14 protein-coding genes and 2 tRNA genes are annotated in these 18,945 nt (G+C 64.3%); 4 read left to right on the forward strand and 12 right to left on the reverse strand.

Annotated elements, in window-relative coordinates; all coding sequences use genetic code 11:
• Positions 1-28 precede the first annotated feature (28 nt).
• Positions 29-3,430 (reverse strand): YhdP family protein, encoded by a 3,402-nt coding sequence (locus tag ABID37_RS03570; RefSeq protein WP_354192692.1) that lies wholly within the window; start codon positions 3,428-3,430, stop codon positions 29-31.
• 191 nt (positions 3,431-3,621) lie between these two features.
• Here ABID37_RS03570 and bcp point away from each other — a divergent pair, with 191 nt between their 5' ends.
• Both bcp and ABID37_RS03580 read left to right on the forward strand, forming a co-directional pair.
• Entirely contained in the window at positions 3,622-4,104 is a 483-nt protein-coding gene (gene bcp, locus ABID37_RS03575; protein ID WP_354192693.1) for a thioredoxin-dependent thiol peroxidase, read from the forward strand.
• A gap of 318 nt (positions 4,105-4,422) precedes the next feature.
• Positions 4,423-5,748: a M23 family metallopeptidase gene (locus tag ABID37_RS03580; protein ID WP_354193045.1), complete on the forward strand. Its 1,326-nt coding sequence runs from the start codon at positions 4,423-4,425 to the stop codon at positions 5,746-5,748.
• 6 nt (positions 5,749-5,754) lie between these two features.
• Here ABID37_RS03580 and ggt read toward each other — a convergent pair whose 3' ends face one another.
• The 3 genes from ggt to ABID37_RS03595 form a co-directional block, all read right to left on the reverse strand.
• The gene (gene ggt, locus ABID37_RS03585; protein WP_354192694.1) at positions 5,755-7,497 is read right to left on the reverse strand and encodes a gamma-glutamyltransferase; all 1,743 of its coding nucleotides are present in this window, start codon (positions 7,495-7,497) and stop codon (positions 5,755-5,757) included.
• A 164-nt stretch (positions 7,498-7,661) separates the two neighbouring features.
• Positions 7,662-8,069 (reverse strand): hypothetical protein, encoded by a 408-nt coding sequence (locus ABID37_RS03590; protein ID WP_354192695.1) that lies wholly within the window; start codon positions 8,067-8,069, stop codon positions 7,662-7,664.
• Positions 8,070-8,198: 129 nt separating this feature from the next.
• Positions 8,199-8,274: transfer RNA gene (locus ABID37_RS03595), tRNA-Val, on the reverse strand.
• Positions 8,275-8,489: 215 nt separating this feature from the next.
• On the opposite strand from ABID37_RS03595, the gene ABID37_RS03600 reads away from it, so the two are divergent.
• Both ABID37_RS03600 and ABID37_RS03605 read left to right on the forward strand, forming a co-directional pair.
• Positions 8,490-8,566 (forward strand) — tRNA-Asp (locus ABID37_RS03600).
• Between the two features lie 184 nt (positions 8,567-8,750).
• The gene (locus tag ABID37_RS03605; protein ID WP_354192696.1) at positions 8,751-8,993 is read left to right on the forward strand and encodes a hypothetical protein; all 243 of its coding nucleotides are present in this window, start codon (positions 8,751-8,753) and stop codon (positions 8,991-8,993) included.
• 311 nt (positions 8,994-9,304) lie between these two features.
• On the opposite strand, the gene hupB is transcribed toward ABID37_RS03605, so the two are convergent.
• From hupB to ABID37_RS03645, 8 genes are all read right to left on the reverse strand, one after another.
• Positions 9,305-9,577, reverse strand: coding sequence for a DNA-binding protein HupB (gene hupB / locus ABID37_RS03610; RefSeq protein WP_354192697.1), 273 nt, complete (start codon positions 9,575-9,577; stop codon positions 9,305-9,307).
• A 197-nt stretch (positions 9,578-9,774) separates the two neighbouring features.
• On the reverse strand, positions 9,775-12,186 hold the full coding sequence (gene lon, locus ABID37_RS03615) for an endopeptidase La (protein ID WP_354192698.1): 2,412 nt from the start codon (positions 12,184-12,186) through the stop codon (positions 9,775-9,777).
• 338 nt (positions 12,187-12,524) lie between these two features.
• A complete protein-coding gene (clpX, locus tag ABID37_RS03620) occupies positions 12,525-13,799 on the reverse strand; it encodes an ATP-dependent Clp protease ATP-binding subunit ClpX (RefSeq protein ID WP_354192699.1) in 1,275 nt (424 codons plus the stop codon).
• Positions 13,800-14,087: 288 nt separating this feature from the next.
• Entirely contained in the window at positions 14,088-14,723 is a 636-nt protein-coding gene (locus tag ABID37_RS03625) for an ATP-dependent Clp protease proteolytic subunit (RefSeq protein WP_354192700.1), read from the reverse strand.
• A gap of 155 nt (positions 14,724-14,878) precedes the next feature.
• Positions 14,879-15,982, reverse strand: a complete 1,104-nt coding sequence (locus ABID37_RS03630; protein WP_354192701.1) for an NAD(P)/FAD-dependent oxidoreductase — start codon at positions 15,980-15,982, stop codon at positions 14,879-14,881.
• An 81-nt stretch (positions 15,983-16,063) separates the two neighbouring features.
• The gene (locus tag ABID37_RS03635; protein WP_354192702.1) at positions 16,064-16,990 is read right to left on the reverse strand and encodes a metallophosphoesterase; all 927 of its coding nucleotides are present in this window, start codon (positions 16,988-16,990) and stop codon (positions 16,064-16,066) included.
• Positions 16,991-17,069: 79 nt separating this feature from the next.
• Complete coding sequence (locus ABID37_RS03640; RefSeq protein ID WP_354192703.1) at positions 17,070-17,420, reverse strand: cupin domain-containing protein; 351 nt, start codon at positions 17,418-17,420, stop codon at positions 17,070-17,072.
• 70 nt (positions 17,421-17,490) lie between these two features.
• A complete protein-coding gene (locus tag ABID37_RS03645; protein WP_354192704.1) occupies positions 17,491-18,774 on the reverse strand; it encodes an O-acetylhomoserine aminocarboxypropyltransferase in 1,284 nt (427 codons plus the stop codon).
• Positions 18,775-18,945: the final 171 nt, after the last annotated feature.

Genomic DNA, 18,945 nt, shown 5'->3' on the forward strand with positions numbered 1-18,945 from the left:
CCGAAGGCGGGGCAGCCTCAATCCGGCACTATCTGTACTCGAAGATCGAACGAAAAATGCCCGGAGCTATCACCGATAGCGGGTTGATCTCCAGTTCCGGCTTCTTGACGTTGCCGCGCAGGCGGTAGGTCACGCCGATCAGGCCGCGGTCTCGGCCATTGCCGAGGATCGCGCCGACCAGCGGCAGTTCGCCGAAAATGCGGTTGAGGCCATAGGCCGGCATGAAGGTGCCGGTCATGTCCATATTGTCGTTCTGGTCGTAGAGAATGCCCTGGAAAGTGGTGCCGATCAGCGGCCCGCGCAGCACACCATTTGCGAGCCTTACATAGCCGGTGCCCTTTTCCACCTCGGTGAAGCCGCGCTCGAACTGAACGCGGGAGGCGTCGATATTGCCGCGCACCGCCTGGTTGAGGCTGCGGCTGTCACCCGCCGGCGTGGTCGAGACGATCGACGCCAGCTTGGGCTCGTTGACGACGAGGAAGTCGCGCGCGTCGACCTTGCCGCGCAGCGGGCCGTCGCCCGTGCCTTGCAGGGCGATCGAGATGCCGCCTCCCCGCACATGCCGGTAGATATCAAGGAATCGCAGGATGGCGCCAGCATCGGCGGACCGCATCGATAAGGACCGCTGCCCGCCGCTGGCGCTGCCTTGCGCCGTGACGGTCGCGCCGCTGCTCGTCGCAGCACTTGCCTCGAGGCCGTCGATGCGCGAGCCGACCGCGTCATAGCTGAGTTTCAGGCCTTTCAACACCTCGTCATGGAAGCCGGTGATCGTGCCGATGTCGGCGCTCAGCGAAATCGCATCGGTCTTGCCGCTCGCCTTGCCGGAAGCGCCGGCATCGGCGGAAAACTGCTTGATCAGCGCGCGGGCATCCAGCGATGCCCCCGACACGTCGACCTTGTAGCCCGAACCCGAGCGGCGGACGGAAACGGCGATGTCGTCCTCCCGGTTGAGCCTTATCCTGTCGAACGTCGCCGAGGAAAAGGCACCGCCCGAAAGCACCACGTCGCCTCGCGCCGAAAAGCTCTTGCCGTCGAGATAGAAGTCGGAAAGCCGGGTGGTGCCACCTTCGGTTTTCATCTGGAACGAGGCTTCGGCGGATATGCCCGTCCCCTTGCTCCATCCCGCCCATGGAATGGTGAGTTTGGCGGCGGTCAGGTCGGTGCTGACGGCGCGCGCGCCGTCAGGACGGTTTTCCAGCGCCACCTTGATCGTGCCTGCCAGCAGGCTGGACAGGCCGGGCATGAACTTCTCGCGCAGCTTGTCGTCGAGAATCAGCGCCACCTTGCGGCTGCGCTCCACGCCCGACGACTGCAACGGCTCGACCAGATTGACCTCTGCCGGAATGCCGTTGAGGCTGGCGGTCGCGGCGATGGTCGCCTTGCGCGGATCGACGACGATCGAGCCATCGGCATCGGCCACGCTCTGGCCGTCGAATTCGCGCGCCAGCGCCAGATCCTTGTAGTCGAGCGCCACCAGCCAGTTGAGCTTGCTGGTGTCGGTGCCGGCCTGAAGTGGAATATCGGCCTTGACGTTGCCGGTCACCCGGCCGGAGAAATCCTCCGGCTTCATGCCGACATAGCGCATGGCGTTGATCGGCTCGTAGGATGCGAGCTCCACGATGGCGTCGGCATCGCCCTCGACGTCGATATCCAGCTTGCCGATGACCGGGCGCACATTGGCATCGTCCACGACCAACGTGCCGTTGCTGGCTGCGGCGATGCGGCCGCTCGGCATGTACACGGTTCCGGATTCGAGCGAGATGCGCACTTGCGTGCCCTCGAACTCGACCCTGCCCACCGCATCGCGCACCGGTGGAATGCGCCCCGCCGTGTCGAAGCGGGAGCCCTCGACATCGAACCTGCCGGACACTTCCTCCGCCGTCAGCGGCAGGCCGCTGCCCAGCCGCCCCGGCGCCACGTCATAGCGCAGGCTGGCTTGCGGAACCCGGCCGCCGAACAGGTTCTTCAGCACCCATTGGCGGGCGCTGCCGGCAGCCATCCACGGCCACAATTGCTTGACGTGGGAAACCGGCATGTCGTGGACGTTGAGCGCCAGGAACAGGCCCGGCGTCGTCCCCTCCGCGAATTCGACCGTCGCCATCCCCACGGCCTCGCTGCCGGAGCCGGAACCGGAACGGACAGCGATCGTATCGGCAATGAGCTTGCGGCTCTCCACTTCGTAGACGCCCGCGATGCGGCTGAGGAAGCGCAGCGCCGGCTCCGAGGAATCGTCGGGCGCCAGCATCGAGCCGTCGCTGACGAAGTCATAGCGGTAGGCCGGCCGCTCGCCCGCCGAAGTCTCGGGCGGGCGCGGGCCGATCGAGCCCTGGAAGGCGAAGCTGGAACGCCCCGTCCTGACCAACATCCGGCCGATATCGACCTTGTTGGAGCCAGCCTCGAGCGTCGCCTGCATGGCAATGTCGGCTGCCAGCAGCCCCCGGGTGCCGAGATCGAGCGCGGTGCCTTCCATGTTCAGCGAAGCCTGCAGGCGCGAAGGGGTGTCGCCGGTACCTTCCGAACCTGTCAGGCGCAGCGTGCCGGCGCCGGGTTCATGCCCGGCGCCCGGCCAGAACGGTTCGAGCTTCGGCCCGGACAATTCGATGGTGGCGTCGAGATCGACGATCCGCAGCGTTTGCGGATCGCGCGCGGCAAGGCCGGCCAGCGTCACCGTCCGGCCATCGACCGTCGCCGTGGTGGAGAGTTCCATGCGGTCGGCGCCGGCCTGCCGCACGACGGCTTCGGCGATCTTCACCGAACGCACGCCCGCATCGGCAGGCAGCACCAGCTCGACATTGACCAGGCGGATGTTGCGCACCGATTCCAGCTTCACCGCATCAAGCGCCTCGCGCACGGCATCGAAAACCGCCACGATCACCTTGTCGGGATCGATCAGCCCCTGCCCGTTGCGCAAGGCGGCCGTCCAGTCTCCCTTGCCGGCGGGCAGCGTGGCAAGGTCGATGCGGGCATCGGAAATCCTGGCGCTGGTAAGGCGCACCTCGCCCGTCACCAGGGGCAGGGCGCGCATGCCGAAACGCACCGCGCCCGCCTGCACCATGGGCTTGCCCTCGGCCGTCGTCAGGCTGACATCCTTGACCTGAAGGGCGAGGAAGCTCGATCCGTCCAGCGTGATGCCGGCCGCGCCGCCCGTCACCCTGACGTCGGTTTCGGCGAGCCTGCGAATGGCGTTCTCCGCTTCCTGCTGGAGGCGTGCCGTTCCGACGCCCGAGGCACCGATGGCGTAGATCCCCGCAACTGCCAGCAGGACGAGCGCCAGCAGCGCCAGAGCGCCGCGTTTCAGCCAGCGGAACCTGCGCCTGAACGCCGCGCGCCCCAGCGGCGGGGCGCAGCCGGCCGAAGGCATGGCGCTCAGATCGGTGATCTCGGCACGCCGGAACCTGATCTTCTCGTGCTGTGGCAGCTCCTGATCCAAACCAAATCCCAACGCCGGGAGGCCGGAGCGCGGCGCGATCTTTCCGATTCGCATGCCGCGCCTGAGGCCCTTGCCTTCATGCACGCCTGTCCGAAAGCGGCTCTCACCCCCGCGGATACGCTCTAGAGCGAATCCCGATAGAACCTTATATCGGTGAACCCTGCCGCGTAACCTCAAACAAGGGCATTGCTATGACCGCCACCAAGGAAATCGAACTCAAGATCGGCGACGAGGCTCCGCAGTTCTCGCTGCCCAAAGACGGTGGCGATGTGATCCGGCTCGCGGACTTCACCGGCCGGCCGGTCGTCGTCTATTTCTACCCGAAGGACGACACGGCAGGCTGCACCAGCGAGGCCATCGACTTTTCGCGGCTGAAGCCGGAATTCGACAAGGCGGGCGCGGCGGTGATCGGCATCTCGCCGGACAGCGCCAGGAAGCACGACAAGTTCAAGGCGAAGCACGAGCTGAGCATCGCGCTCGCCGCCGACGAGGAGCGCAAGGCCATCGAGGCCTATGGCGTGTGGGTGGAAAAGCAGATGTACGGGCGCAGCTACATGGGCGTCGAGCGCGCCACCTTCCTGGTCGGCCGCGACGGACGCATCGCCGCCATCTGGCGCAAGGTGCGGGTCAAGGGCCATGCCGAGGTCGTGCTGGAAGCGGTCCGCTCGCTCTGACAGGAACCTTCCTCCCCCGGGCGCGTTGGGATGGCAACCAACCAAGGAGGAAATATATGCGCAGCATTCTGCTTTGGGCGATTGGCGTGCCGATCCCGATCATCATCCTGTGGTGGATATTCGGGTGACCTGAATTCGCGGCAACCAAACCTCCAGACAACCTTTGCCCACCCGCTGCCCAGCAGCGGGTTTTTCTTTGCCCAAACCGCAATCCATTCAGCGGTTTTCCCGGGGCAAGGCATCTGCGATGCCCTGCGGACAAAGCTTTGTTAACCCTAACGCCGCATAAATCGGAGGTCGGCATGGTTAACGGGGCGTATCGTGACAGCAGGTCAGTCAGCGGTATTCGGCAAGCGCAGTGAACCCCATACGGTCATCATCGCCCGCGGCGACGAGATCCGGCACTTCACCGTGCGCCCCTGGCTTGCCGCCCTGCTCGGCTCCACGGTGATCGCCATCTCGCTCGGCTATCTCGCCGCCACCTCCTATCTCGTGCTGCGCGACAACATCATCAGCGCCTCGGCAGCCCATCAAGCCCGCCTGCAGCAGGCCTATGAGGATCGCATCTCGGCGTTGCGCGCGCAGGTGGACCGGATCACCAGCCGGCAGTTGCTCGACCAGCAGCTCATGGAAACCAAGGTCACGGAACTGATCGAGCGCCAGAGCCGCCTCAGCGACCGCCACGGCCGTCTGGGTCCGCTTCTCGACCGTGCCGGACGCGAGATCGCCGGGCAATTGCCGGCAACCGCCCCCCTGCCCGCCCGGCGTGAAAAGCCGGAAATCACCGGCTCGATCGAGCCCGCCGACAAGCCCGTCAGGGCCGCGGCGGCGGATGCATCACCCTTCGCAAGCTGGGCGCCGCGCACCGGCGAAGCCGAGCCGCTTCCGGCGATGGCCTATGCCGCCGCCGAGCCGCCCGCTTCGAAAGCCGACCGTTCAGACAAGCTTTTCGTCACCATCAACCGCTCGCTCAAGGCCATCGAGGACGACCAGCTTGCGCAAATCAGCCAGTTGGCCGATGCCGCCTCGGAAAGCGCGGACGCCATTTCCAATGCGCTGGAGACGGCGGGACTGCCGGTCGACCTCGACCTGCCGCAGGACGGGACCGCCAAAAGCGATGTCGGCGGCCCGCTGATCCCCCTGGACGACACCACCATTTTCGACGCCAAGCTCAAGGAGCTGGACGAAGCCCTGCAGGTGCTGAGCTACGTCAAGCAGGAAGCACGGCGCCTGCCGCTGGCCAATCCGGCGCCCGGGCACACGGTGACCAGCACCTTCGGCGTACGCCGCGACCCGCTGATCGGCTCCGCCGCCTTCCACTCGGGCATGGATTTCCGGGCCGCCGTCGGCATGGAAGCCAGGGTCACCGCGCCCGGCACCGTGGTCAAGGCCGGCTGGAACGGCGGCTATGGGCGCATGGTCGAGGTGGACCACGGCCGTGGCCTGTCGACCCGCTATGCGCATCTCAGCGGCATCTCGGTCAAGGTCGGCCAGAAGGTCGAGACCGGAGATGTCGTCGGCCGCACCGGCAACACGGGCCGGTCCACCGGCCCGCATCTCCACTATGAGGTGCGCCACAACGGCACGGCGCTCAACCCGCTCCGCTTCCTCAAGACCGGCAAGGCCATCGCCCGGTACCTGTAGGACGGCTCAGTAGCCCTTCGCTGCTCCAGCCGTGGCGCGGCTGTCGATGGCGCCGTAATAGCGCGCGCCATCGCCCGCCTCGATCTGCTTCAGGTTCCTGCCGCCGACGAGAATGCCGGCCGCCTCGCCCCAGATCGTCCAATCGGGATCGATGCCGACGTCATAGCCCATGCCAGCGAGAATCCGCATCGTGTCGGGCGACAGCGCATAGGGCTCGACATAGACCTTGTCCGGCAGCCACTGGTGATGGATGCGCGGCGCGTCGATGGCCTCCTGCAGGTCCATGCCATGGTCGATCACATTCATGATCGCCTCGAGCGTGATGGTGATGATGCGCGAGCCGCCGGGGCTGCCGATGACCATGAATGGATTGCCGTCCCGGGACACGATGGTCGGGCTCATCGACGACAGCGGCGACTTGCGCGGCTCGATGGCGTTGGCCTCGCCCTGCACCAGCCCGTAGAGGTTCGGCACGCCCGGCTTGACGGTGAAGTCGTCCATCTCGTTGTTGAGCAGGATGCCGGTGCCTTCCGCCACCTTGCCGGTGCCGAAGGAGCCGTTGAGCGTATAGGTGACGGCGACCGCATTGCCGTCCATGTCGATGATCGAATAATGCGTCGTCTCGGTCGATTCGCCGAAGCCCGCCGGCTTCAGCGCCTCGCTGACGCCGGCCCGGTACGGGTCGATGCGGGCGCGGATCTCCTCCGCATAGGCCTTGCTGGTCAGTTTCTCGACCGGGTTCTCGACGAAATCCGGATCGCCAAGCGCCGTGTTGCGGTCGACGAAGGCGTGGCGCATGGCCTCCACCATCAGCCGGGTGGTCTCGGCCGAGCCGTAACCCAGATAGGAGATCGGGTAGCCTTCGAGCACGTTGAGGATTTCGCAGATCACCAGCCCGCCCGAGGAGGGCGGCGGCGAGGAGACGATGTCATAGCCGCGATAGCTACACTTCACCGGCTCCAGCTCGCGGACCTTGTACTGCTCGAAATCCTCCTTGGCCAGGATGCCGCCATTGACTTGGCTCGCCTTGACGATCAGGTCGGCGGTTTCGCCCTTGTAGAAGGCGTCGGTGCCACCTTTCGAGATGGCGGCCAGCGATTTGGCAAGGTCGGCCTGCACCAGCGTCGCGCCGAGTTCGTATGGCTTGCCGTCCTTGAGGAAGATCTTCGCCGCCGCCTCGTCCTTCGCCAGCATGTCGTTGCCGTCGGCGAAGGAGGCGATGTCGCCGGGCTCCAGCACGAAGCCGTCGCTGGCCAGCTTGAGCGCCGGGGCCAGAAGCTCCTCGCGCGGCTTGGTGCCGTATTTCTCACGCGCCATCTCGAACCCGGCCACGGAACCGGGAACGCCGACCGCCAGATAGGTATCGGTGCTGGCGCCGGGAACCGGATTGCCGTCGGTGTCGAGATACATGGTCTTGGTCGCGGCCAGCGGCGCGCGCTCGCGGAAATCGAGGAAGGTCGGAGTGCCGTCCTTGAGGCGGATCGTCATGAAGCCGCCGCCGCCCAGATTGCCGGCAGTCGGATAGACGACAGCCAGCGCATAACCGACGGCGACGGCAGCATCGACCGCGTTGCCGCCATTCTTGAGCACCTCGATGCCGACATCGGTCGCCAGATGCTGGGCCGTCACCACCATGCCGTTGTCGCCCTCGGCCGGCGCGGGCGAAGCCGCGTAGACCGGCACCACCCATGCGGCGCCCAGCGAGAGCGCCACGGCAAAGGAAAGCCGCTTCAATTGTATCGGCCGCATGTCCACCTCTCCTTCTGGTTGTCCCAAAACCGGAAAGGCCGATTGGAAAACAGTGCGGCAGGCTTGTCGAGCAACCAGACGCTGCAAAGTGGAAGGCCAGCACGTTATGCTGGCAACTCACTCAAGCGCCGGAGGCCGAGATATCGCAGCCGCATCGGAGCGGCTCAACGTTTGGTGCATTTTTCTGTCGCAGCAAGCATTGCGTCGCGGAATTTTGAATGATCGAACACGACGCGTCGCAGTTCCCGGTCGCAGCTATTGCCGTCCGGCCCCATTGCGGCACAAAGACGAAGGATATCGGCGCTGAGCGAAAGCACCGCCGAGGCTTCATCCACCTGGTCGTAGGCATCCAGACAATCCAGCGAGGCGGCTTGCGTGACCTTGTCCGCGGTCGGTCTGAGCACAACCAGCAATTCCTGCGCGCCGGTAGCGCCGGACAACAGCACGTAGCCGACCAGGGAGCAGGTGAACACGTTTGCCTGTAGCATGTCGTTCGTGCTCGAATATGCGATTGGGCAGAGTTTATTTTCAATCCGGGGCAGCGAACAGCGGAAGGAATTGATGAAGCCCATCGACCGATGGGAGTAATCCGTTGGATTTCGACGACTTAGTTCCGAATGTCGAAGCGCAGCATGGAGACCTGCCCCACAGGCAGCCGCCGGGTTGCCGACATGCTCTGCCAAAAAATGCCTGGGGGAAAATGGTGGGCGATGACGGGCTCGAACCGCCGACATCTTCGGTGTAAACGAAGCGCTCTACCAACTGAGCTAATCGCCCTTAGCGGGCCGGACCATTAAGCAGTTCCGGCCGGCTTCGCAAGTCCCCAGACGCGATTCAGCGGCTTGCCGGTGGTGATGAGGAAAGCCGAAATCGGGCTTTCCAGAAAAACATTCAATCTTTTCACACAACCGCCACCGGAGCGCTTGACACCTGCCAGGGAACCCCTTATCCACCCGCCCAACGACGAACACATCAACGGTGTCCGTCCAAGCGCGGGTGTAGCTCAGTCGGTTAGAGTGCCGGCCTGTCACGCCGGAGGTCGCGGGTTCGAGCCCCGTCACTCGCGCCATTTTTCAATAATTTACCAGAATTGGTTCAAGAAACTTCGAAAGCCGGAACGGCGTTCGAAGTTGCGGTGATGTCGGCCCCTCTCGCCTGAAAATAGCCGATACTTGAGCTCGCTCCACCGGCAAGCCAGGTTGCGCCCAAGCCAGTTGCGTCGATGACGGCGACGGACGACATCCTGCGGCCCCTTGCCCTACCGCGTGATCGGATGGGCCGGCGCGTGGCTGTGGGCCACGCATATGCTGGGGCCGTTCGAGGGGGACACATGGCAGGTCCTCGCCGCGCTGCTCGTTTTCATAGGCAGCCCCAGCGAACTCAGTGGCGGCATCCTGCTCGACGCCATCCGCATTGCGCCGCTGGCCGGCGTGCTGGAACACGCCGTTTCAAGCGAGGCGCAGGGAGCGACCCCGGCCCGCGCTACGGCGACCTGAACCGCAAGCCCTGAGCAGCACGACGATGACGATGACGGCGAAGGAAACGAGAGCGGCAGCCACGCCGCCAACGCTGGCGACGACAAAGGCAAGCAAGCGATACCGCATCGACGATCGCCGATCGCTGGTCAAAGGCTCCTCCTCAGCCTCGCCCCCGCCGAGCCGGAAGATAACTGAAATCCGCCACGACGACCGCCCGAGGCCCTCACATTCGGCCACAGCGTGAAACAAAGAAAAACCCCGTCGGCAACCCGACGGGGTTTTGCAATTCACGAACGAGGCAGACCCTGCCCCGATACAGCGGCAGCGGCTTAGTTGACCGCGTCCTTGAGGCCCTTGCCGGCGGTGAACTTCGGCACCGTGCGGGCCGGGATCTTCACCTCGGCACCGGTCTGCGGGTTGCGGCCGGTCGACGCGGCGCGCTTCGACACCGAGAAATTACCGAAACCGACAAGCCGGACGTCCCCACCGTTCTTCAGTTCGCCGGTGATGGCGGAGAACACCGCATCGACCGCCGACTGTGCATCAGCCTTGGACAGTTTCGCAGCATCGGCGACAGCGGACACCAGTTCGTTCTTGTTCATAAAATTTCCCTTCCATGAGAAAACCAGGACGAAAGACTCATCCGGCAGGAGCCGAACTTTAAAAAGAAGCGCGACCGCAACCAAGCGAAATTCCGGCTTCGGGGGCTGAGAATCCCCTGTTTTCCGGGCTTTTCAAGTAAAAAAGCCGGGCACAGGGCCCGGCTCCTTCGATTGATGCAGTGCAACGTGAGCGAGCGCTAATGCGCCAGCGCCTTTCCGGCGTCGTCGGTGGTGTCGACGGCAGCCGGCGTTTCGGCAGGTTCCACCCACTCGATCGGCTCCGGCATGCGCACCAGCGCATGGCGCAGAACCTCCCCGACGCGGCTGACCGGAACGATCTCCAGGCCGTTCTTCACGTTGTCCGGTATCTCGGCCAGATCCTTGGCGTTCTCTTCCGGGATCAGCACCTTCTTGATACCGCCGCGAAGCGCGGCCAGCAGCTTCTCCTTCAACCCGCCGATCGGCAGCACCCTGCCGCGCAGCGTGATCTCGCCGGTCATCGCCACATCGGCCTTCACCGGAATGCCGGTGAGCACCGAGACGATGGCGGTGGCCATGGCCACGCCGGCCGAGGGACCATCCTTCGGCGTCGCGCCTTCCGGCACGTGGACGTGGATGTCGCGCTTGTCGAAGAGCGGCGGCTCCACGCCGAAATCGATGGCCCGCGAGCGGACATAGGATGCCGCCGCCGAGATCGATTCCTTCATCACGTCCTTCAGGTTGCCGGTGACGGTCATGCGGCCCTTGCCGGGCATCATGACACCCTCGATCGTCAGCAACTCGCCGCCGACCTCGGTCCACGCCAGCCCGGTGACGACACCGACCTGATCGTCCGTCTCGGCCATGCCGAAGCGGTAGCGCTGCACACCGAGATAATCAGCCAGGTTGTCGGCGGTGATCTTCACCGACTTCTTCTTGGTTTTCAGGATCTCGGTCACGGCCTTGCGCCCAAGCTTCATCAGCTCGCGCTCAAGGCTTCGTACGCCTGCCTCGCGGGTATAGGTCTGGATGATGCCGCGAATGGCATCCTCGCTGACCGAAAACTCCTTCGGCTGCAGGGCGTGGTCACGAACCACCTTCGACATCAGGTGCCGCTTGGCGATCTCGACCTTTTCATCCTCGGTGTAGCCCGCGATACGGATGATCTCCATGCGGTCCATCAGCGGGCCCGGAATGTTCAGCGTGTTCGCCGTCGTCACGAACATCACGCTCGACAGGTCGTATTCGACCTCGAGGTAATGGTCCATGAAGGTCGCGTTCTGCTCCGGATCCAGCACCTCGAGCAGCGCCGAGGACGGATCGCCGCGGAAGTCCTGGCCCATCTTGTCGATCTCGTCGAGCAGGAAGAGCGGGTTGGACTTCTTGGCCTTCTTCATCGACTGGATGACCTTGCCGGGCATCGAGCCGATATAGGTGCGCCGGTGACCGCGGATCTCGGCCTCGTCACGCACGCCGCCGAGCGCCATGCGCACGAACTCGCGCCCCGTGGCCTTGGCGATCGACTTGCCGAGCGAGGTCTTGCCGACGCCGGGAGGGCCGACGAGGCACAGGATCGGACCCTTGAGCTTCTTCTGGCGGCTCTGCACGGCCAGATACTCGACGATGCGCTCCTTGACCTTGTCGAGGCCGTAGTGATCGGCATCGAGCACGTCCTGCGAGAAGTTGAGGTCCTGCTTGACCTTGGAGTTGCGGCCCCACGGAATGGACAGCAGCCAATCGAGATAGTTGCGCACGACCGTGGCTTCCGCCGACATCGGCGACATGGTGCGCAGCTTCTTCAGCTCGGCTTCCGCCTTTTCGCGGGCCTCCTTGGAGAGCTTGGTCTTCTTGATGCGCGCTTCCAGCTCGGCGGCCTCGTCGCGGCCGTCCTCGCCCTCGCCGAGCTCCTTCTGGATCGCCTTCATCTGCTCGTTGAGGTAGTATTCGCGCTGCGTCTTCTCCATCTGGCGCTTGACGCGCGAGCGGATGCGCTTCTCCACCTGGAGCACGGAAATCTCCGCCTCCATGAAGCCCATGGCGCGCTCCAGACGCTCCTTCACCGAAAGGGTGGAGAGCATCTCCTGCTTCTCGGGAATCTTGATGGCCAGATGCGAGGCGACCGTATCGGCGAGCTTGGAATAGTCTTCGATCTGGCTGGCCGCGCCAACCACCTCGGGCGAGATCTTCTTGTTGAGCTTTACATAGTTCTCGAAGTCCGAGACCACGGAACGGGCCAGGGCCTCGATCTCGACCTCGTCCTCCTCCGGCTCCTCGAGCGTCACTGCGCGGGCCTCGTGGAAGTCGGCGCGGTCGGTGAAGCTTTCGATGCGCGCACGCGCGGTGCCTTCGACCAGCACCTTGACGGTGCCGTCGGGCAACTTGAGAAGCTGCAGCACATTGGCGAGCGTGCCAACCTCATAGATGGCGTCGGCTTCGGGATCGTCGTCGGCGGCATTCATCTGGGTGGCGAGCAGGATCTGCTTTTCCTGACCCATCACCTCTTCCAGGGCCTTGATCGACTTTTCACGGCCGACAAAGAGCGGCACGATCATGTGCGGAAAGACCACGATGTCGCGCAGGGGAAGGACTGCGAACACACCGTTGCCTGCGGACCGGGCTGTTTTGGCCATTGTCTAACCTTTCCTTCGCGCACGCCTTTGGCCGAACGCGAATCCTATATTAACGACCGGGGATCGTTCCGCCTACCACCGTTTGCGACGGAGGCTTTGCAGCGCGGATATCAGCCCCGAACTCATCCGTTAGGTGGATGCCGGCAAAGCAAAGATCAAGTGGCGATGTGCGCCATGAACCGGACGGAGGTCTAAAAGCGGTTTCCGGCGCGCTTCACTCAAGCCCGTTTGGGCCCGATCCACGCCTGCTTGTCCGGCCTGTCTGCCTTGCGGATGAGCCCGTCATCTGCCTGCCAAACATGCCCGGAGCCGCCGCGCGGCTCCGGGGCACGCCATTGTCAGGCGCTGACGTTACCCTTCTTTTCCTTGGCGTCGGAATAGATGTAGAGCGGACGCGCATTGCCGGACACCACCTCCTCGGAGATGACGACCTCGCGCACGCCTTCCAGCGCCGGCAACTCGAACATGGAGTCCAGCAGGATCGCTTCCATGATGGAACGCAGGCCGCGCGCGCCGGTCTTGCGCTCGATGGCGCGGCGGGCGATGGCGGTGAGCGCGTTCTCGTGAAAGGTCAGCTCCACATTCTCCATCTCGAACAGGCGCTGATACTGCTTCACCAGCGCGTTCTTCGGCTCGGTCAGGATCTGCACCAGAGCGGCCTCGTCGAGGTCCTCCAGCGTCGCCAGTACCGGCAGGCGGCCGACGAATTCCGGAATCAGGCCGAACTTGAGCAGGTCCTCCGGCTCGACCTGACGGAACAGTTCACCGGTGCGGCGCTCCTCGGGCGAGGCGACGCTGGCGCCGAAGCCGATCGAGGTCTTGCGGCCGCGGTCGGAGATGATCTTGTCGAGCCCCGCGAAGGCACCGCCGCAGATGAACAGGATGTTGGCGGTGTCGACCTGCAGGAACTCCTGCTGCGGATGCTTGCGGCCGCCCTGCGGCGGCACGGAGGCGACGGTGCCCTCCATGATCTTCAGGAGCGCCTGCTGCACGCCCTCGCCCGACACGTCGCGGGTGATCGAGGGATTGTCGGACTTGCGCGAAATCTTGTCGATCTCGTCGATGTAGACGATGCCGCGCTGGGCGCGCTCGACATTGTAGTCGGCCGCCTGCAGCAGCTTCAGGATGATGTTCTCGACATCCTCGCCGACATAGCCCGCCTCGGTGAGCGTCGTGGCGTCGGCCATGGTGAAGGGAACGTCGATGATGCGGGCGAGCGTCTGGGCCAGCAGGGTCTTGCCGCAGCCGGTCGGGCCGATCAGCAGGATGTTGGACTTCGACAGCTCGACGTCGTTGCCCTTGCCGGCGTGAGCAAGGCGCTTGTAGTGGTTGTGGACGGCGACCGACAGCACGCGCTTGGCGTAGGGCTGGCCGATCACATAGTCGTCGAGAACCTTGATGATCTCCTGCGGCGTGGGCACGCCCTCGCGCGACTTCACCATCGAGGTCTTGTTCTCCTCGCGGATGATGTCCATGCACAGTTCGACGCACTCGTCGCAAATGAAGACGGTGGGCCCGGCGATCAGCTTGCGAACTTCGTGCTGGCTCTTGCCGCAGAACGAGCAATAGAGCGTGTTCTTGGAGTCACCGCCGCCGTTGCTGACCTTGCTCATCTTCCAGTCCTTTCATGACCGTCCGCCGGTGGCCTGGCCGGCGGGACGCACTCCCGGTGCTCCGAGGAAATTCGCCGCTGCCGGCTCCCCGGCTTCCCGCAACGCATTCCGTACGAAACACCAATCAGAAAACGTGGCAATGATTCCCGCAGCCCCATTTCGAAGCTAAGCCGTCGAAAATCAACATTGCCTTAACGTAGGCAATCGCGTGGGCTGTGGGAACAGCAAATTGTGGCCGAAATGCCGCAAACCTTCTCAAAAGCGTGTCATTTCCGCGCCTGGCACATATCAGGCCGAAGCAGTGTCCGCCTCGGCCGCCTCACGCGTGGAATGCACCTTGTCGATCAGCCCGAATGCCAGCGCCTCTTCCGCAGTCATGAAATGGTCGCGGTCGAGCGTTTTTTCAATGGTCTCGTAGTCCTTGCCGGTGTGCTTGACATAGACCTCGTTGAGACGGCGCTTGAGCTTGATGATGTCCTGCGCGTGGCGCTCGATGTCCGACGCCTGCCCCTGGAACCCCCCCGAAGGCTGGTGAACCATGATGCGCGCATTGGGCGTGGCGAAGCGCATGCCCGGCGCGCCGGCGCACAGGAGCAGCGAGCCCATCGAGGCGGCCTGGCCGATGCACAGCGTCGAAACGGCCGGCTTGATGAACTGCATGGTGTCGTAGATGGCCATGCCGCTCGTCACCACGCCGCCCGGCGAGTTGATGTAGAGCGAGATTTCCTTCTTCGGGTTCTCGGCCTCAAGGAACAGAAGCTGCGCGCAGACCAGCGTCGCCATGCCGTCCTCGACCGGACCGGTGATGAAAATGATGCGCTCCTTCAGGAGGCGCGAGAAGATGTCATAGGCCCGCTCGCCGCGATTGGTCTGCTCGACCACCATCGGAACGAGGTTCATGTAGGTTTCGATCGGGTCTTTCATGGATTGTCCTTGTCGAGAGGGGGACCGGGGCAAGGCCGGGATTGAATCGTTCTTCTTACTCATCCCGTAAATAGGATGGCGGCTCGCCCTTGCGCAAGGGCGAGACTGCGCCACAAGCCCGTTAAGGTTGCCGCTTAACGGGTCGGGCCGGCCAATCACCCCGCTTCGGCACGCAGCCAGCGATTCAGGCCGTCGGTATCGCCGGTTTCCACCGCGCCCGCCACGCTTCGGCCGACGGCCGCGCCGAACTTGTAGCCATGGCCCGAACATGCCGACACGATCAGGCACCGGCCCTTTTCATGGGCATAGAAGGTTTCGTCCCCGGTGAAGGTGTAGGCGCAGGTCACGACATCGGTGACGCGGTATGCGCCGATCCGGGCGATGGGCGGGGAAAACAGGCTGAGGATCGCCTCGCCCTCCCCCTCGACAGGCTCACGGTTCCAGTCGGCGTCGCTGGTTTCGACCTTGTGCAGGCCGGAGCCGAATTTCAGGCCGGCCCCGCCCGTGGGCGGGACCATGTAGCCGTCGGTGTTGCCGCCGACATCGAGGATTACCGGGGCGGCGTCCCAGGCGGCCTTGAGATCGGCGGGCGGCTCGGCATAGGCGACCGCCGTGCGGTAGGTCGTCAGGTCCGCGCCCAGTTCGGGAAACAGTTTCAGCACCCAGGCGCCGGCGGCCACGACGACGCGGTCGGCCTGCATGACGGACCCGTCCGCCAGCGTCACGCGGCCGGCATCGGCCTCCACTTCGGTCACCTTGCTGTGCTCGTAGACATTGGCGCCCTTGCGGCGCAGCCAGGCCAGCAGGTCCGCCGCGATGCGGCGGCAATGCAGCGCGCCGCCCTCCTCGGAGAAGAAGGCGAAGCGGAACGTTCCGGCCCCCAGAAACGGCCAGCGCTCGACGGCGGCGCCGGGCTGGAGCAATTCGACCGGCCAGCCGCCCTGCCTCATCCCTTCGAGATAATCGTCGGCCTCGTCGCCCGGCTCGCGCGAGACGCACAGGAAACCGCGCGGATCGAGATGGCTGCGGCCGAGATCGGCCCACATCCCGTCCCACGCATCATAGGCTTCGGAAATCAGCCGCCCGTAGCCGGACTGGCTGCCATAGGCGCGGCGGATGATGCGGTGATGATCGCCGGAAGCGGCAAGCGGATTGGGAATGGGCCCCTGCTCGATCAGGGTCACGGCATGGCCGGCCTTGACCAGCGACCAGGCGCTCGACAGGCCCGCTATGCCCGCCCCGATGACAATGACCTGCATGTGCTTACCCTTCCAACGAAACCGGCCCGCATGCCAGAACATACGGGCCGGCGTCGCTGCGGCAAGGGCGCAGGCGCGGGCTCAGATCTTCAGCGTGCGGTTTTCCTCGCGGCCGACCCCACGGACCTCGATGCGGTCGGCATATACCTCGACCACCGCATAGGCGGTGGTGTCGGGCGTATCGACCATGCCCTTGAAGTTGAGGAAATGCTTGCCGCCGGTCTCGCCGTAGTTGCCGGCATGGTTGTGGCCGTTGAAATAGGCGACGAAATTATCGTAGCCGGTCAGCATCTCCACGATGCGCTCGGAATCCCACTGATTGTGCTCATTGGCCGGGTAGACCGGATAGTGGTTGAGCACGATCACCTTCTCGCCGGCGGCCTGCGCCTTCTTCATGGTCTCCTCGGCCCAGGCGAACTGCTCGTCGCTCAGCGAACCGTTCCAGGGCTGGGCATTGTCCGCCTCCCTGGCCTTCAGCTCTTCCAGCCTTTTCGCGGCCACTTCCCGGCGCGGGTCGCCTTCCGGCGGCGCGAAGGTGCTGACGTCGTTGCCGTCCAGCACGAGGAAGCGGTAGCCGCCGCCGGTGAAGTCATAATAGGCCTTTTCCATGCCCACGGTCCGGGTGACCGAGGTCAGGTATTCCTTGGCAATGTCATAGTCGTGGTTGCCGAGCACGAAGAAATGCTCGTGCCTGAGCTTGTCGTAAAGCGGCAGGATATGGTTGAAGCTTTCCCAGTGGCGGTCGATGATGTCGCCCAGCGTGGCCACGAACTGGAGGTCTTCCTTGTTGAACGCCTCGATGGCGTCGGAGAGCTTCCAAAGGCTGTTGGAATAGTAGCGGTTCATCTTCAGGTTCGGGACGACCGGCGCATATTGCGGGTCGGCGACGATGCCGAAGCGGAACAGCGGCGCCTCCTGCGCGACGGCGCGGGTGACGGTGAAGCCCGCGAAAGGCGTGAACAACGCGGCGGCAGCGCCGGCCTTGATGAGATTTCGACGAGTGACCATGACGGCCTCCTTGGCTTGTTGGAAGGACAAGCCGGAGCTAACCGCTGGCCATGACAGGCAGGTGACGCCGCCCGCCGTTTCAGAGGCGGATCACATATTCCTTGCGAGTCGTTTCAAGGACTTCCCAGCTTCCCTTGAAGCCGGGCCTGAGGACGAAGGAATCGCCGGCGCGCACGGTGCGCGCCTCGCCGCCCTCCTCGGTGATCACCGAGACGCCGGACAGGATATGGCAGAACTCCCACTCGTCATAGGCGATGCGCCATTTGCCGGGCGTCGATTCCCAGATGCCGGCATAGAGGCCGCCATCGCGTTCCTCCACATTCCAGCTCCGGAATTGCGGATCGCCGGAAATGAGACGGTCCGGCGCGGGTGCGCCGGCCTCCGCCTCGATGCCGGCGATGTCGAGGGACAGGAACTTCGGCTCGCTCATGCCGACCGGGCTCCGGATTGCTGCGGAGCCCTGCCTGCATTTGGGCCTGTCCCTGGGCCTGCCATGAAGGTCAGGCCTTGGCCAGCGCCTGTTCGAGATCGGCGATGATGTCCTTGACGTCCTCGATGCCGACCGACAGGCGCACGACTTCGGGGCCGGCGCCGGCCGCCACCTTCTGCTCGTCGGAAAGCTGGCGGTGCGTGGTCGAGGCCGGATGGATGACCAGAGACTTGGTGTCGCCGATATTGGCCAGATGCGAGAACATCTCCAGCCCCTCGACGAATTTGACGCCGGATTCGTAGCCGCCCTTGAGGCCGAAGGTGAACACCGAGCCGGCGCCCTTGGGCGAATATCGCTGCTGAAGGGCGTGGTTCTTGTCGTCAGGCAGGCCCGGATAGGACACCCAGTCAATCTTCGGATGCTTCGACAGCCATTCCGCGACGGCCTGCGCATTGTCGCAATGCCGCTGCATGCGCAGCGGCAGCGTCTCCAGGCCGGTCAGGATCAGGAAGGCGTTGAACGGCGAGATCGCCGGGCCGAGATCGCGCAGGCCGAGCACGCGCGCGGCGATGGCGAAGGCGAAATTGCCGAAGGTCTGGTGCACGACGATGCCGCCATATTCGGGCCGCGGCTCCGACAACAGCGGATATTTGCCCGACTTCGACCAGTCGAAAGTGCCGCCGTCGACGATGATGCCGCCGATGGCGTTGCCATGGCCACCGATGAACTTGGTCAGCGAATGGACGACGATGTCGGCGCCATGCTCCAGCGGCCGCACCAGATAGGGCGAGGCCAATGTGTTGTCAACGATCAGCGGCAGGCCATGCTTGTGCGCGATATCGGCGATCGCCTGGATATCGACGAACTCGCCGCCGGGATTGGCAAGGCTCTCGATGTGGATCGCCTTGGTGCGCTCGTCGATCAGTTTCTCGAAGCTCGCCGGGTCATCGACATCCGCCCAGCGCACGTCCCAGCCGAAGCTCTGGAAGGAGGCGCCGAACTGGTTGATGGTGCCGCCGTAAAGCTTGCGGGCGGCGACGAAATTGTCACCCGATTGCAGCAGCGTGTGGAAGACGAGCAGGTGCGCGGCCTGGCCGGATGCCGTGGCAAGCGCGGCGGTGCCGCCTTCCAGCGCCGCGACGCGTTCCTCCAGAACCGCCTGGGTGGGGTTCATGATGCGAGTGTAGATGTTTCCGAACGCCTGCAAGCCGAACAGCGAGGCGGCATGGTCGGTGTTCTCGAAGACGAAAGAGGTGGTCTGGTAGATCGGAACGGCGCGCGCGCCGGTGGTCGGATCCGGCTTGGCGCCCGCATGGACGGCGAGCGTGTTGAAACCGGGGGCATTCTGCGACATTTCATTCCTCCAAGGCGGGCATATCGGAAACTCTTTGCTATCATTGTGAGCGGCAAGGCAAGTTGCAAAGCGCAAAACACCATACCCCCGAGCGCTTTGGAACGATAATCCCGATTTTCCGGAAAGTGTCGGAATAATATTCTTCATCCAGACACGGACGGGCCGATCCAG

Origin of the sequence: Aquamicrobium terrae (genome assembly GCF_040545735.1) — a bacterium.
Taxonomy (GTDB): Bacteria; Pseudomonadota; Alphaproteobacteria; order Rhizobiales; family Rhizobiaceae; genus Mesorhizobium; species Mesorhizobium terrae_A.

Coding starts and splice junctions, on each gene's coding strand:
- bcp (WP_354192693.1), top strand. CDS start 3,622: ATGACCGCCACCAAGGAAATCGAACTCAAGATCGGCGACGAGGCTCCG.
- ABID37_RS03625 (WP_354192700.1), bottom strand. CDS start 14,723: ATGAAAGACCCGATCGAAACCTACATGAACCTCGTTCCGATGGTGGTC.
- ABID37_RS03630 (WP_354192701.1), bottom strand. CDS start 15,982: ATGCAGGTCATTGTCATCGGGGCGGGCATAGCGGGCCTGTCGAGCGCC.
- clpX (WP_354192699.1), bottom strand. CDS start 13,799: ATGAGCAAGGTCAGCAACGGCGGCGGTGACTCCAAGAACACGCTCTAT.
- ggt (WP_354192694.1), bottom strand. CDS start 7,497: ATGCGGCCGATACAATTGAAGCGGCTTTCCTTTGCCGTGGCGCTCTCG.
- ABID37_RS03645 (WP_354192704.1), bottom strand. CDS start 18,774: ATGTCGCAGAATGCCCCCGGTTTCAACACGCTCGCCGTCCATGCGGGC.
- hupB (WP_354192697.1), bottom strand. CDS start 9,577: ATGAACAAGAACGAACTGGTGTCCGCTGTCGCCGATGCTGCGAAACTG.
- ABID37_RS03590 (WP_354192695.1), bottom strand. CDS start 8,069: ATGGGCTTCATCAATTCCTTCCGCTGTTCGCTGCCCCGGATTGAAAAT.
- lon (WP_354192698.1), bottom strand. CDS start 12,186: ATGGCCAAAACAGCCCGGTCCGCAGGCAACGGTGTGTTCGCAGTCCTT.
- ABID37_RS03640 (WP_354192703.1), bottom strand. CDS start 17,420: ATGAGCGAGCCGAAGTTCCTGTCCCTCGACATCGCCGGCATCGAGGCG.
- ABID37_RS03635 (WP_354192702.1), bottom strand. CDS start 16,990: ATGGTCACTCGTCGAAATCTCATCAAGGCCGGCGCTGCCGCCGCGTTG.